Annotated in this window: 11 protein-coding genes; 3 read left to right on the top strand and 8 right to left on the bottom strand. The window is 50.3% G+C overall.

Annotated elements, in window-relative coordinates:
• Nucleotides 1-203: 203 nt before the first annotated feature.
• Nucleotides 204-2,168, top strand: coding sequence for a bifunctional 2',3'-cyclic-nucleotide 2'-phosphodiesterase/3'-nucleotidase (locus BZG82_RS06885; RefSeq protein WP_077765464.1), 1,965 nt, complete (start codon nt 204-206; stop codon nt 2,166-2,168).
• Nucleotides 2,169-2,246: 78 nt separating this feature from the next.
• Entirely contained in the window at nt 2,247-2,699 is a 453-nt protein-coding gene (locus BZG82_RS06880) for a GNAT family N-acetyltransferase (RefSeq protein WP_077765463.1), read from the top strand.
• A gap of 89 nt (nt 2,700-2,788) precedes the next feature.
• Here the strand turns inward: BZG82_RS06880 and BZG82_RS06875 are convergent, their stop codons facing one another.
• Both BZG82_RS06875 and BZG82_RS06870 read right to left on the bottom strand, forming a co-directional pair.
• Nucleotides 2,789-4,420, bottom strand: a complete 1,632-nt coding sequence (locus BZG82_RS06875) for a methyl-accepting chemotaxis protein (RefSeq protein ID WP_077662816.1) — start codon at nt 4,418-4,420, stop codon at nt 2,789-2,791.
• A gap of 371 nt (nt 4,421-4,791) precedes the next feature.
• The gene (locus BZG82_RS06870; protein WP_158075982.1) at nt 4,792-5,400 is read right to left on the bottom strand and encodes a LysM-like peptidoglycan-binding domain-containing protein; all 609 of its coding nucleotides are present in this window, start codon (nt 5,398-5,400) and stop codon (nt 4,792-4,794) included.
• A 125-nt stretch (nt 5,401-5,525) separates the two neighbouring features.
• Here BZG82_RS06870 and BZG82_RS06865 point away from each other — a divergent pair, with 125 nt between their 5' ends.
• Nucleotides 5,526-6,146: an FKBP-type peptidyl-prolyl cis-trans isomerase gene (locus tag BZG82_RS06865; protein ID WP_069589667.1), complete on the top strand. Its 621-nt coding sequence runs from the start codon at nt 5,526-5,528 to the stop codon at nt 6,144-6,146.
• Between the two features lie 47 nt (nt 6,147-6,193).
• Here the strand turns inward: BZG82_RS06865 and ehuB are convergent, their stop codons facing one another.
• From ehuB to BZG82_RS06835, 6 genes are all read right to left on the bottom strand, one after another.
• Entirely contained in the window at nt 6,194-7,021 is an 828-nt protein-coding gene (gene ehuB, locus BZG82_RS06860; RefSeq protein ID WP_077662817.1) for an ectoine/hydroxyectoine ABC transporter substrate-binding protein EhuB, read from the bottom strand.
• 198 nt (nt 7,022-7,219) lie between these two features.
• Nucleotides 7,220-8,458, bottom strand: a complete 1,239-nt coding sequence (alr, locus tag BZG82_RS06855) for an alanine racemase (RefSeq protein WP_077480300.1) — start codon at nt 8,456-8,458, stop codon at nt 7,220-7,222.
• 253 nt (nt 8,459-8,711) lie between these two features.
• The gene (locus BZG82_RS06850) at nt 8,712-9,485 is read right to left on the bottom strand and encodes a phosphoadenylyl-sulfate reductase (protein WP_077662819.1); all 774 of its coding nucleotides are present in this window, start codon (nt 9,483-9,485) and stop codon (nt 8,712-8,714) included.
• Nucleotides 9,478-11,193, bottom strand: coding sequence for an assimilatory sulfite reductase (NADPH) hemoprotein subunit (gene cysI / locus BZG82_RS06845; protein WP_077765461.1), 1,716 nt, complete (start codon nt 11,191-11,193; stop codon nt 9,478-9,480). Before cysI ends, BZG82_RS06850 begins: the two co-directional genes overlap by 8 nt.
• Nucleotides 11,193-12,998, bottom strand: a complete 1,806-nt coding sequence (locus tag BZG82_RS06840) for an assimilatory sulfite reductase (NADPH) flavoprotein subunit (protein WP_077765460.1) — start codon at nt 12,996-12,998, stop codon at nt 11,193-11,195. Before BZG82_RS06840 ends, cysI begins: the two co-directional genes overlap by 1 nt.
• Before the next feature lie 155 nt (nt 12,999-13,153).
• On the bottom strand, nt 13,154-13,384 hold the full coding sequence (locus BZG82_RS06835; RefSeq protein WP_408642327.1) for a thymidylate kinase: 231 nt from the start codon (nt 13,382-13,384) through the stop codon (nt 13,154-13,156).
• Nucleotides 13,385-13,491: the final 107 nt, after the last annotated feature.

The raw sequence follows: 13,491 nt of genomic DNA, 5'->3' as shown, positions 1-13,491 counted from the left end.
ATTAAAAGTCGTGTATTTATCCGCTGAAAACCCTCACGTCCATCTACCACGCAATGATGACGGTCTCAAAATGCCGCTTTCATCAACACTCAATTCCGACAAAATGACAGAAGCCGATCAAGGCCACAGCTTTTGTCATAATGTAAGTTGCATAATGGCGCCGCTTGATACCTGACGCACACTTTTTTACTGGAGATTTTATTATGCGTTTGATGCCTTCTGCGGTCGCTACAGCGGTAGTTGCCGGCCTGCTTGCTACCTCTGGCAGTGCCTTTGCCGACACCGTCAATTTACGTGTGATTGAAACCACCGACATTCACACCAACGTGATGGACTACGACTACTACAAAAACAAGCCCTCGCAAAAAATCGGCTTAGTCCGCGCCGCCACTGTGGTGAAACAAGCGCGTGATGAGGCAAAAAATGCTCTTTTGGTCGATAATGGCGACCTGTTGCAAGGCAGCCCGATGGGCGATTACATGGCCAGCAAAGGTATCAAACCCGGTGAAGTGCATCCGGTATATAAAGCGATGAACTTGCTCGATTATGAAGTGGGCAACATTGGCAACCATGAGTTCAACTACGGCTTAGCGTTCTTAAAAGAGTCGATTAATGACGCCAACTTCCCGTATATCAACGCCAACGTGTTTGATGCAGAGACTGGCGAGCACTACTTTGACCCGTATTTAATTAAAGAATACCAACTCAAAGATGAAGACGGTGACAGCCATACCATCAAAGTCGGTTACATTGGCTTTGTCCCGCCGCAGATCATGACTTGGGATAAAGCGAACCTTGAAGGCAAAGTGATTGCCAAAGACATTAAGCAAACCGCTGAAAAACTTGTCCCAGAAATGAAAGCCAAGGGCGCGGACGTAGTAGTGGCCATTCCACACTCTGGCGTCTCTCAAGCACCGTATAAAGCGATGGCTGAAGACTCTGTCTATTACCTATCAGAAGTCGATGGCATTGACGCGATTGCCTTTGGTCACTCACACGCGGTATTCCCAAGCGATGATTTTGCTAATATTCCCGGTGCCGATATTGAAAAGGGCACCATCAATGGCGTGGCCAGTGTGATGGCCGGTCGCTGGGGCAGCCATGTTGGCGTGATAGATTTGAAGCTCGAGCAAGTCGATGGCCAGTGGCAAGTGGTGGATAGTGAAGCGCATGCTCGCCCTATCTTTGACCGGGCCAGCGGCAAAGCGTTGGTCGATGCCGATAAAGACCTGCTCAAAGCCGTTGAAAAAGATCACAATGCCACTCGTGAGTTCGTTAATCAGCCAATTGGCCAAGCCAATGATGTGATGTACTCCTATTTGGCATTGCTCCAAGATGACCCCACCGTACAGATTGTTAACTTGGCACAGCAAGACTATGTCGAGCGTATGATCCAAGGCGATCCCGACTTAGCAGAGCTACCGGTACTGTCTGCTGCCGCGCCTTTTAAGGCCGGTGGTCGCAAAAACGATCCGAGCAACTTTACCGAAGTAGAAGCCGGCCAACTGACGTTCCGTAACGCCGCCGATCTTTACCTGTACCCAAATACCTTGGTCGCACTGAAAGTATCTGGCGCTGAGTTAACACAATGGCTGGAATGCAGCGCCGGTCAATTTAACCAAATCGACCCCAATGCGAAGCAGCCTCAGACGCTAGTGAACTGGGACGGATTCCGTACTTACAACTTTGATGTGATTGACGGGGTAGAGTATCAAATTGATATCACTCAACCCGCGCGTTACGACGGCGATTGTAATGAAGTGAATCCAGACGCATCACGCATCGTCAATCTCACCTATCAAGGCAAACCGGTTGACCCTGAGCAAACCTTCTTGGTCGCCACCAACAACTACCGCGCTTATGGCGCGAAGTTCCCGGGCACCGGCAGCGATCATATTGCCTTTGCCGCGCCGGATGAAAACCGCACAGTGGTCGCCAACTACATCAGCCGCGTAAGTGATGAAAAAGGCCAAGTCACGGTGAGTGCTGACAACAACTGGTCCATCGCCCCAATAAAAGGCGATGCCATCGTGCACTTTGAAACCTCACCCAGCGAGAAAGCCGCGCAATTTATTGAGCAAAAAGGCCGCTGGGCGATGACGAAAGCCGGTAAAGATGACGTTGGCTTCGCGGTCTATCGCGTCGATTTAAGCCAGCCTCGCCAATAAATAGCCTGCATAATAAATAGTCTTTGAATACCGCAGCTTGTCTGCGGTATTTTTTATCTTTAATCAGGAGGACGTCGTATGGAATGGCAACGGGCAACCTTTGACACACTAGATACGCGCACTTTATTCACATTGATGAAATTGCGTGTCGATGTGTTTGTGGTCGAGCAGGCGTGTGCTTATCCAGAACTAGACGCACATGATACCGCACCAGAAACCGTGCATTTACTGGGCTGGCTGAATGGCGAGCTAGCCGCTTATGCCCGTATTCTTGCACCGGGCGCGAGTTACGCTGGAAGCAGCATTGGCCGCGTGATCATTGCCCCCGCACATCGCAGCGGACAATGGGGGCATCAGCTCATCCGCCAAGCCGTTCAACTATGCCAACAGCAATGGCCCGCACAAAACATCGAAATAGGCGCTCAAGCTCACCTACAACACTTTTACCAAAAGCATGGTTTTGTGGCCTTTTCCGAGCCCTATCTGGAAGACGGGATCCCACATATTGATATGCGCCTTTCCACTCCATAAAAAAATCCCGCGACAGTGCGCGGGATTTTATGTCTAGGCAAATAACAAGCTTGTTGAGTTCAGCTGTTTCTTTGCGAGCGTCCGTGGCGTTACTTGGTCAAACGGAAACGCTGCATGGTGCTTTGCAGTGAGTGCGCCAACTGGCTGAGCTCGCTACACGCTTGCGCGGTTTGATCCGCACCGCCCGCCACTTCTTGTGACGAATCGTTGATGCGCTCAATGTTGCGGCTTAGCTCATCGGCAACCGAGTCTTGCTCACCACAAGCACTCGCAATCTGCATGCCCATATCGGCAATGTTCTCAACCGATGTTTCGATGCCACGGATCAATTGCTGCGCTTGGCTACCTTGCTCCACACACTGCTCGATACTCTCACGGCTTTGAGTGGTGGCATCGCGCGCTTGGGTCGCGAATTGCTGGAGCTTCTCGATAATTTCAGTAATTTCACCCGTCGAGTCTTGGGTACGGCCGGCCAGTGTGCGGACTTCATCGGCTACCACCGCAAAGCCGCGGCCAGACTCACCGGCACGCGCCGCTTCGATCGCCGCATTCAGTGCCAACAGGTTAGTTTGCTCGGCGATATCACGAATAACATCCACCACAACGTTGATTTGCTTCGACTGCTGGTCCAACTCGTTGACTGTGTCACCCGTTTTACGCATGTCTTCTGCCACTTTGGTGATAGCTCCCACCATGCTATCGACATCACGCCCACCGAGGCGTGCCTGCTCACTGGCTTCGTTAGCCGCGGTCGACGAGCTTTCGGTATTCTGCGCAACATCCGCGACAGTGGCTTTCATTTGCGCCATCGCAGTGGCAACTTGCGAAATCTCATGTTGCTGACTTTGCATGCCGCTTGAAGTTTGGCTAGACACCGCACTCACTTCTTCGACCGCACTGCTTAGCTGGGTCACCGCAGCAATCACTTCTTCAATCAAGCTACGCAAGCTATCTTGCATAGCAATACTCGAGTCTGCCAACTGCCCCATTTCATCGTTACCGATTTGGCTACGATCTAATTGGTAAGTCAGGTCGCCCTTGGCAATCGCAGAGGATTGTTCCATCACCAAACGGAGTGGATTAATAATCGCGCGGGTGAAGATAATTGCGACCACAATCATAAAGGCGATTACTGCGAACAGTACGCCGATAATGGTCATACTCACTGTCGACACTTGATTGAGCATAGTGGTGCGGTTTGAGGTGATAAAGCCTTGCGTTAACTTTGACATCTCTTTCAGCGCAGCATCTAGCTTTAAGAAGGTGTTAAATGAGTTTGATAGAATGCTTTGTGCCTCTGACAACTGACCATTTTCAACGAGAGACGGGAAGTTTTTCAGCTCTTCGTTGTATTTAGCCCAGTTATTTTGAATTCGAGTAAAGATGGCTCTTTCATTGTCGTACCAAAGCGTCTGTTCGTAGGCATCAAGATCTTGACTGTATTGACGTTTCATCGCTTGCAAGTCATTGGCAATCTCGCGACGTCGAGTCATATCATCGAAAGTTAGAACGGCGTACTGGTCTTGACGAATACGAACAATTTCTTCACTTAAACGCTCAAGCTCTAATACCGCAGGTAGGGTATCGTCAGTAAAGTTCAGCATATTATCGCGCATGCCGCTCACTTGGGTAAAAATGTAAAACCCAAAGATCGCGACGGCGATACCAATCAGGGAAAAAGCCGCAGTAAACTTTTTACCAATAGATAAATTCTTCAACATGGAAAAGCGAGTCCTCAACAGATTTATGGTTAGCGTGTCAATGCCTGGACATCCATGTTGAGGCGGCTTGCGTGTATCCCCTACACAGCCGGCGCGAATACTAGCACAAAAATTCACCAAAGTGTGACATAAAACTCATTATTTTCTGAAAAAGTATGTCATGCACGCTGGTCAAATTCGCAGGCACGGTCGCGTAATTTAGCGAATAATCGCTAAAAACCTCCAAATCACAGCATAAACCCAGCCATATTGACTGATTTATTAAAAAGTAGATGAAAAAAACACCAACGGCGAATTTATCGGCACGGAAGTTTAAAAAACAAACAAGAAGGAAAGCGTAGGCACGGTGACTCCGTGCCTGAAAAGAAAGACTAGCGTTGGCGCGCAAAGCCTCCATCCGATAAACGGAAATACAATACGGACTGACCTGCCTGCGTTTCCACTTGAAGAATGTCGAGCGCGCCACTGTCGGTGCGCTTAAACCGAATCCATTGACCCGGCTGGATACGGCTAATGGGTTTTCCTTCGCCTTCGATATTGGCAATCGCGTAAAGATCGGTCAGCGCCAAGTCATTATCGCGAAACACCTTAGCAAGCGTATCTCCTTGCTCAATTTGGTGACTGACCCAGTCACTTTCCGGCGTGGAAGGTTGTGATGCCTCCGGCTGTGGGCTGTCTGTTGACACGGCACTGCGTTTGGGTTGTGCTTGAGTATCAATCGCCACAGAGCGGCGCTCCTGAGGCGGCGCAGTCGTTTCAGTCGAGGACGGTGCGGGCAATAGGCTTAGTACCAACACCAAAGGAACCAACACCATTAATAATCGTTGGTGCAAGCGAGGTAGACGCAGCCAAGCGTGGCGTATTGTGCGTATCCATGCCATGTCTTGCCACTGCCCTTTCCTATCGGATGAAGAAGCGAGCATTCGTCCCCATCTCACGCACCAATCTTTAAATTGTGTACGCATTGCTGTTAACTTCATTGCCACTCCGCGCATATTTTGATGTTTTACCCTCATATTGGACGCCTTTTGCGTACAAAAGTTTACCCACGAAACCATCACCTGTTATCCTTTCACACTTTATTCACGCAAAAAAGAGAGACGTTATGTCTGACGTACAACTAGAAACCGTCGAGCAAAAAGCAAGCTATGGCATCGGCCTACAAATGGGTCAACAACTGGCAGGCAGTGGCCTTGAAGGCCTACAAGTCGATGCGATTGCTAAAGGCATCAGCACGGCACTGGCTGGCGAAATGCCAGAAATCGAAATTGACGACATCAATAACGCCCTGCGCGAGCTTCACACAAAAGCAGAAGAAGTTCGTCAAGAAGCTGCAAAAGCACAAGCGGCTGAAGGCGATGCCTTCTTAGCGGATAACGCAAAGCGTGATGAAGTGACCGTGACCGAATCTGGCCTCCAGTACGAAGTACTAGTAAAAGGCGACGGTGAGATCCCAACCAGCGATAAACAAGTACGTGTTCACTATCACGGTCAATTGATCGATGGCACTGTGTTTGATAGCTCAGTAACGCGTGGCGAACCTGTTGAGTTCCCTGTGACTGGCGTGATCAAAGGCTGGGTTGAAGCTCTACAAATGATGCCTGTAGGCTCAAAGTGGAAACTCTACATCCCACAAGATCTTGCCTACGGTGAGCGTGGTGCTGGCGCCGCTATCCCACCATTTGCGGCACTGGTATTTGAAGTCGAGCTGCTAGATATCCTGTAAGGATAAGGCGGTTTCTATTGCAAAGCGATGCCTCTGGCATCGCTTTTTTATTGGCGTTGGCAAAGTCGCGATGTAGCGATCCCATCTGGATATTGCGCTTCACGGTAACCATATTTTTTTACCTGCTCTAACATCTGCGGGCTCCCCATATACTTGGCTTGCACCTCATCAAATCTCTCCACAAACGCGTTATCTTCTTTACGAAAACCAATACCGACATAGTACCCGGTTTGGCTCGTCGCTTTCTCAGGATCACTCACAGAGATACTATCGGGCGCCTGTTTAGCCAGGTATAACGCCGTGAAATACGGTACCGCCCCTACCTCAGCACGACCCTCTTTCACGGCGGAAAGAATTTCAGCCGGTCCGGGGACTTGAATAATCAAAGACTCACTGAGTCCTGCATCACGCGCCGAAGTGACCATGTTGTATCCCACTCCTGTCACCAAACGCGCGCTTTCACGCACAACGTCAGGATAGTCATGAATATCTTTGGGGTTACCTTTCGGCACAATAAAAGCGTCGCGAAAGCGCCCAATGGGTTCAGAGAATGCAATTTTCTGACAACGACTGCCAAGAATATACATCCCGCCGGTGATGATATCGAATCGCTTCGCGCGCAAACCGGGAATTAATCCGCCCCATTCAGTGAAAACAGGCTCGATCTGACTGATCCCCATGCGCTTCAAGATATCGATGGTATAGTCATTAATCAGCCCAGTGGGTTTACCATCACTGTCCAAGTAAGCCCAAGGTTTCTCATTCGCAAATCCTAACCGCACAGGTTTCCCCGCTTCGATACGTGCGTTTAACGTCTCTGCCGACACAGTGCTAATCAAAAGCAGACTGGCGATGATAATGACAATTTGGCGCATGGTGCGTCCTTGAGACCCTTCACGGTCAATCAGTGATGATTTGATGTTAGCGAAAACCTACTTTCTGCCTTAAAAACTAAGCACACAATAGCTAAAAATGCCACCCCACCTGTCCCACGATTGCGACAAAGCGGCGCAGGCTCACAACATGAATTCGGGATATAAAAAAGCCCGGCTCGGGCCGGGCTTGGGTTGAGATTATTGCACGTACTCACGTGGGTTGACTGCGCCCCACCAGCTATAGATTTCTGGGAAGATCACATCCGCGTTGCTTTCGTACTCCACCGCCCCAATAGTCTCATCACCTTGCTGGCCGAATAGCACCACTTCATCATTAGGTGTCACTTGATCAGCAATATCAGTGACATCCACCATAATGGTGTTCATCGATGAAACACCAACCACAGGCACGCGATGGCCTTTGATCAACACATCGGCATTGTTCCCCATTTTACGCGGGAACCCATCTGAGTAGCCGACCGGCAAATTGGCAAGAATAGAATCACGCTCGACCGTATAAGTGCTGTCATACCCCACGGTACTGCCTGCCGGTAAGTGATGCAAAGACGCAACCTTGGTCTTAAAACTCATGATCGGCGGGAATTCGCGATTGGTTGGTTGATCGCCGTAAAGCACGCCGCCGGGACGTACCATATCAAAATGGCCTTCTGGCACGTTCAAGGTCACGAAAGAGTTGGCGGCATGGATCAGCACGTCTTCACGGTTTAAGTTGGCCTGTTCAATCAACCAATCGCTGTTGGACTTAAACTGCCCCAGCTTACTACGCACGTACTTGGCACTATAATTTGGGAAGTGCGTCATTATACCAACCACGTTGAATCTCGGATCAGTCGCAATCTCCATCGCAAGTTGCTTGCCATACTCCGATTCCATCTCGATGCCGTTTCGACCCATGCCTCCGGCGTTAAAAGCCATATGTACAGGGATGACAATGTCATGCTTGTCGGCAAGTTCACGCATTTGTTCTGCTTGCTCAGCCGAGCCTACAAGCTCCTGCATGTTTAACGCCAAACCACTTTCCATTTCTTGTAATGTGGCAGTCCGTACTCGCATGATCTCACCGGTGAAGCCGCCTTCACGTAGCGTGCGCGCTTCCTCGTTACTGGCAATACCCACGCAATCAATGCCATTAGCGATAACCACAGGTAGGAGACCCGCAATTCCATTGCCATACGCATCTGCCTTCATCACCACACACATTTTGGTGCCATCAGAAAGCTGTTGCTGAACACGTTGAATATTGTCATTAAAAGTGGCGGTGTTCACTTCCAGCCAACCATTGCCATGGCCCATATAACGCGAGCTGCTGGTGTCTGTGGTCGGTGTGGTTGACGAGGAATAATCAAGAAAGGCTGGTGCGCCAACCGCAACGACACCCGCTACGGCAAGGGCGACTAAAGAGAGTTTTTTGTTCATAAGCTTCACTGTTTGTCACGTGGATTCGGCGTCCGTGACGTGTGTGGAGGGACATAATCCTTCCTTCGCTTCCTGATTGCGCGCGCAATTTATATCACAGAAAGCATCACGGTTGATGGATAACTCAATAAAAAGATAGACAAACACCGTCGTTTGAACAAAAAAAAGCGCCACTTTAATTCGTGACGCATGTAAGTGACGCCTGTAAGTGACGCATGTAAGTGAAGCCTGTCAGTCACACAGAGCAATACGGCTAAATACCTGCCCCGTCGTTGACATCATCTTCGTGCAGACCACATTCTCGTTTCAGACCGAAAAAGCGGGTTTGCTCCTCGCTCATGCCGGGCTCTAACCGCTGAGTGGTATGCACATCACCCACGGAGACATAACCTTGCTCCCACAAAGGATGGTAAGGCAAGTCATGCTCGGTCAAATAAGCGTGTACCTGTTTATTGCTCCAATCCACCACGGGCAAAAACTTAAATACACCGTGCTGCACGCTTAAAATGGGTAAATGCGCACGCGATTGCGATTGTCCGTGACGCAACCCTGAGAACCATGTACCGGCATTAAGCTCGGTCAATGCTCGCTTCATCGGCGCCACTTTATTGATCTGGTTATAGCGAGTGATCCCCTCAACCCCGTGCTCCCACAATTTGCCATAGCGGGCTTCTTGCCATGCTGGGCTCAATTCAGAACGGTAGACGTTGAGATTGAGCTTTAAACGCGCCTGCAGGTGATCAATAAATTGGTAGGTTTCTTGGAATAAGTAGCCGGTGTCGGTCAGGATCACCGGAATGTCCGGTTTCACCTGACTGACCATATGCAGCATCAATGCCGCTTGTATCCCGAAGCTGGAGGACAGCACAAACTGTCCGTCCAGATGTTTCAACGCCCAGCGAATGCGCTGCTGCGCGGTGTACTGCTCGAGCTCAGCGTTAATTTCAGCCAGCGCAAGCGTCTGCTGACTTTTATTCATCGCCACCAGATCGGCGCGGTTCAGTGCAGAATAAGCCGTATCAGGCATAAAAGTCCCTCTTCGATACATGCACAGGTGCAATCACGTCGGTACGAATCAAGAAGTCACCAAAATGCTCGCCTTCTTGACGTTCTCGCGCCCAGCGGCCAATCAAGGTATCTAACTCGGCCAAGATTTCTTGGTCGGTGATATTTTCTTTGTACATTTTGGGAATACGTGTGCCTTCCCAGTTTCCTCCCAAGTGCAGGTTATAGCGGCCGGGCGCTTTGCCAACTAATCCTACTTCCGACAACATGGCGCGACCACAACCGTTCGGGCAACCGGTGACACGCAGGACAATCGGATCATCTTGCACTTGATGCTTTTGCTGAATTTTCTCTACTTGCGTAACAAAATCCGGCAAAAAGCGCTCCGCTTCGGCCATCGCCAGCGGACAGGTTGGGAAAGAAACACAGGCCATCGAATTGGTGCGCTGTACACTGTGCGCATCATCAATCAGACGGTAGCGGCGAGCGAGCGCTTCTATTTGGTCTTTTTGCGCTTCAGGGATCCCAGCAATAATCAAATTCTGGTTGGCTGTCATCCGAAAGTCGCCTTGGTGCACCTTAGCAATCTCAGCCATCCCGGTTTTGAGTGGTTTTTCTGGCGTATCACGTAAACGGCCATTTTCAATAAACAGCGCCAAATGGTATTTACCATCAATGCCTTTGGTCCAGCCTAGACGATCGCCACGCCCAGTAAAGGTATAAGGCCGGCTGGGTGCAAAGCTGACGCCAGCACGCTTTTCCACTTCCGCTTTAAACGTCTCAACGCCGACGCGGTCAAGGGTATACTTGGTTTTGGCATTTTTACGATTCGAGCGGTTCCCCCAATCTCGTTGGGTCGTCACCACTGCCTCTGCAATCTTCAGCGTATGCTCAAGAGGGATAAAACCGAAATCATCCGCACGACGTGGATAGGTACTGGTGTCACCATGGGTCATGGCAAGCCCGCCGCCGACGAGTACATTGAATCCAACCAGTTGGCCCTTCTCGGCAATGGCAACAAAGTTCAGGTCATTGGCGTGCACATCCACATCATTTTGCGGGGGGATCACCACCGTGGTCTTAAATTTACGCGGCAGATAACGCTTACCTAAAATCGGCTCATCATCTTGCTTACCTTCTACTTTTTCACCATCCAGCCAAATTTCCGCGTAAGCGCGTGTTTTAGGCAGTAAATGTTCACTGATCCGCTTGGCCCAATCGTATGCTTGCTGATGAAGTTCAGACTCAACAGGGTTCGAAGTACACAGGACGTTACGGTTTACATCCCCCGCGGTGGCAATCGCATCAATCCCATATTTGTTCAAGGTTTGATGCATCATTTTGATGTTGGGTTTCAATACACCATGAAACTGGAACGTTTGACGGGTGGTCAAACGGATACTGCCGTACAGGGTATTTTCTTTGGCAAATCGGTCGATAGCCAGCCACTGCTCGGGCGAGATGATCCCCCCCGGCATCCGGGCACGCAACATCACATTGTGTAAAGGCTCAAGCTTTTGTTTTTGTCGCTCAGCCCGAATATCACGATCGTCTTGCTGATACATGCCGTGAAAACGGATCAACTGAAAGTTGTCATCCGTAAAACCGCCAGTGATCCGGTTGGTAAGATCCTCACTGATGGTGCCACGTAAAAAGTTACTGTCATCTTTTAAACGCTCGTTATCGGAGAGGGGCCCCAGTGTGTCGCCCGCAAATTTTTGCTCACTCATTAGTACACATCCCTTTGATAGCGCTTATCTTTGCGCAATTCATTAATAAAGGTCTCAGCGTCTTCTCGGCTCAACTGACCTTGGTGCTGGGCAATGTGAATCAGGGCATCATGCACATCTTTTGCCATGCGATTCGCATCCCCACAGACATACACATACGCGCCGTTTGACAGCCACTGCCATACCTCACTGGCGCGCTCGAGTAATCGGTGCTGCACATACACTTTTTCTGCTTGGTCACGGCTAAATGCCACATCTATGCGAGTCAGCAGACCGGATTTCAGGTACTGCTGCCATTCAACTTGATAGAGGAAATCATCGGTGAAAGTGCGATCGCCAAAGAACAGCCAATTATCGCCGCTGGCTTCTCGCTGCTCTCGCTCTTGCAAGAAAGCCCGGAATGGCGCAATGCCCGTGCCAGGGCCAATCATGATGATGGGCGTATCGTCATTGTCGGGAAGTTTGAAGTTATCGTTGTGCTCAACAAACACTTTGACTGAGCCAATCGCTTCAGCCCGTTGGGTTAAAAAGCCCGAGGCACCACCTTGACGCAACGCACCTTGCTCCTGTTCATAGGCCACCAAGCCGACAGTCAGGTGAACTTCGTCTTCCACTTCCGCTTGGCTTGACGCGATGGAATACAGCCGTGGCGTCAGACGACGTAACACCGACTGCAGTTGCTCGGCATTTAGCTGCACGTCAGCAAGGCTAAGTACATCAATCACTTGGGTTTGATTGGCATAATCACGCAGCGACGCTTTGTCTTCGGTGAGCGCGGTCAATGCCTCATTTTCAGTCAACGCCGCGAGCGCTACGATTTGTTGCGGGTTCGAGACGGTAATTTCATAGTGCTCAATCAAGGCCTCACGAATTGAGATCGCACGCCCGTCAATCTCAATGGTCTCGTCACCGTTCAAGTCGACACGCGCCAAAATCGCATCAGCCAACTCTGGATCGTTTTGATACCACACACCGAATGCATCGCCGGGCTGATACTGGATCCCTGAATCCCCTAAATCGAATTCAAGGTGATAAACGGCTTTATCTGAGCCTCGACCAGTAATTCGCTGGCAGGTGAGTAGTTCAGCCTCATAAGGCGATTGTTTGGTATATGCGCTGGTTGCCGCTGCTGTTTGACGAATCGGCACCACTTGCGCATCGGCACTTGCCAGAAAGTGCTGCTTCACTTCCGCTAGGGTTTGCTCTCGCCACGCGCTCGCGGTGGCTTCATAATCCACATCACAATCAAGGCGCGCCACCATCGGCTTAGCACCCAGCTTTTGCAAAAAGGTGTCAAAGTCTTTTCCGGTTTGGCAGAAGTACTCATAACTCGAATCGCCCAGACTCAACACGGCATAATGAAGATGGTCGAGCTTGGGCGCCTTTTTCGATTGCAAAAACTCATGCAGGGCAATGGCGTTATCAGGCGGCTCGCCCTCGCCATTGGTTGATGCCACGATCACCACATGGCTCTCTTTGCTAAGCTGCTTGCCTTTATAGTTATCTGCAGCCACCAGCTTTACAGGGATCCCTGCCGCTTGTGCATCATTATGAAGCGCTTCTGCCACGCCCTTGGCATTGCCAGTTTGCGAGGCGTAAATAATGGTTAAGGTATGATTCGGGCTGGCTTGGGCGTCAGCACTGGGAGACGCAGCCGTGGTGGTTGGTGATTGGCTCAGTCCCCAAAAATAGCCACTGATCCAGGCCAGCTGCTGAGGTGACAATTCAGCCACCGCTTGCTGCAACTGGCCGATCTGCTGATCGTTCAGCGGGCTAGTCAGCCCAGAGAGTTCCTTAAGTAACATGGTGACGACATTCCTTGCTTACATTGCGTGAATGCTAGCGTAACCGCACCAATTAATAACAAGAAAGAATAGATACGAATGTTTTATAACTTTTAGTAAGAAGAGGGGCGCGCGAAGGCGGGTGTTGATGCGCTTCAACACCGAGGTGTGACGGGTCAATCCGCGATGCGAACTTGGTCAAACCCGATTTGTAATGCGTTTAGCGTGGCTTGGTCAATATCGGCGAAGCACTGCTCAATGCCTTCCGCATCGGTCAACGCCATAATACCGCCGCCCGTGTGGCGACATTCCACGACCCATCCTTCACTGTCTAATGAAGGCTCCACCATCACCTCAACCAGCAGCTTTTGGTGGTATAAGGCACGTAATTGCTCGGCTGTCATCATTATTCTGCCTACCTACTTGCTCACTTACTGAGCTTAGTATCAGATAAGCAGGCTCGCCAGATCCGGCCAGACAACCTTGGGGGTGTAACCAGTGCGGCGTAATGCCG

The organism is Salinivibrio sp. PR5 (assembly GCF_001996085.1).
Taxonomy (GTDB): Bacteria; Pseudomonadota; Gammaproteobacteria; order Enterobacterales; family Vibrionaceae; genus Salinivibrio; species Salinivibrio proteolyticus.
Note: the sequence above shows the minus strand (reverse complement) of the source record. Positions and strands in the feature narration are given on the sequence as shown.

Coding starts and splice junctions, on each gene's coding strand:
- alr (WP_077480300.1), bottom strand. CDS start 8,458: ATGAACAAAAAACTCTCTTTAGTCGCCCTTGCCGTAGCGGGTGTCGTT.
- ehuB (WP_077662817.1), bottom strand. CDS start 7,021: ATGCGCCAAATTGTCATTATCATCGCCAGTCTGCTTTTGATTAGCACT.
- BZG82_RS06840 (WP_077765460.1), bottom strand. CDS start 12,998: ATGTTACTTAAGGAACTCTCTGGGCTGACTAGCCCGCTGAACGATCAG.
- BZG82_RS06870 (WP_158075982.1), bottom strand. CDS start 5,400: ATGAAGTTAACAGCAATGCGTACACAATTTAAAGATTGGTGCGTGAGA.
- BZG82_RS06865 (WP_069589667.1), top strand. CDS start 5,526: ATGTCTGACGTACAACTAGAAACCGTCGAGCAAAAAGCAAGCTATGGC.
- BZG82_RS06850 (WP_077662819.1), bottom strand. CDS start 9,485: ATGCCTGATACGGCTTATTCTGCACTGAACCGCGCCGATCTGGTGGCG.
- BZG82_RS06885 (WP_077765464.1), top strand. CDS start 204: ATGCGTTTGATGCCTTCTGCGGTCGCTACAGCGGTAGTTGCCGGCCTG.
- cysI (WP_077765461.1), bottom strand. CDS start 11,193: ATGAGTGAGCAAAAATTTGCGGGCGACACACTGGGGCCCCTCTCCGAT.
- BZG82_RS06835 (WP_408642327.1), bottom strand. CDS start 13,384: ATGATGACAGCCGAGCAATTACGTGCCTTATACCACCAAAAGCTGCTG.
- BZG82_RS06880 (WP_077765463.1), top strand. CDS start 2,247: ATGGAATGGCAACGGGCAACCTTTGACACACTAGATACGCGCACTTTA.
- BZG82_RS06875 (WP_077662816.1), bottom strand. CDS start 4,420: ATGTTGAAGAATTTATCTATTGGTAAAAAGTTTACTGCGGCTTTTTCC.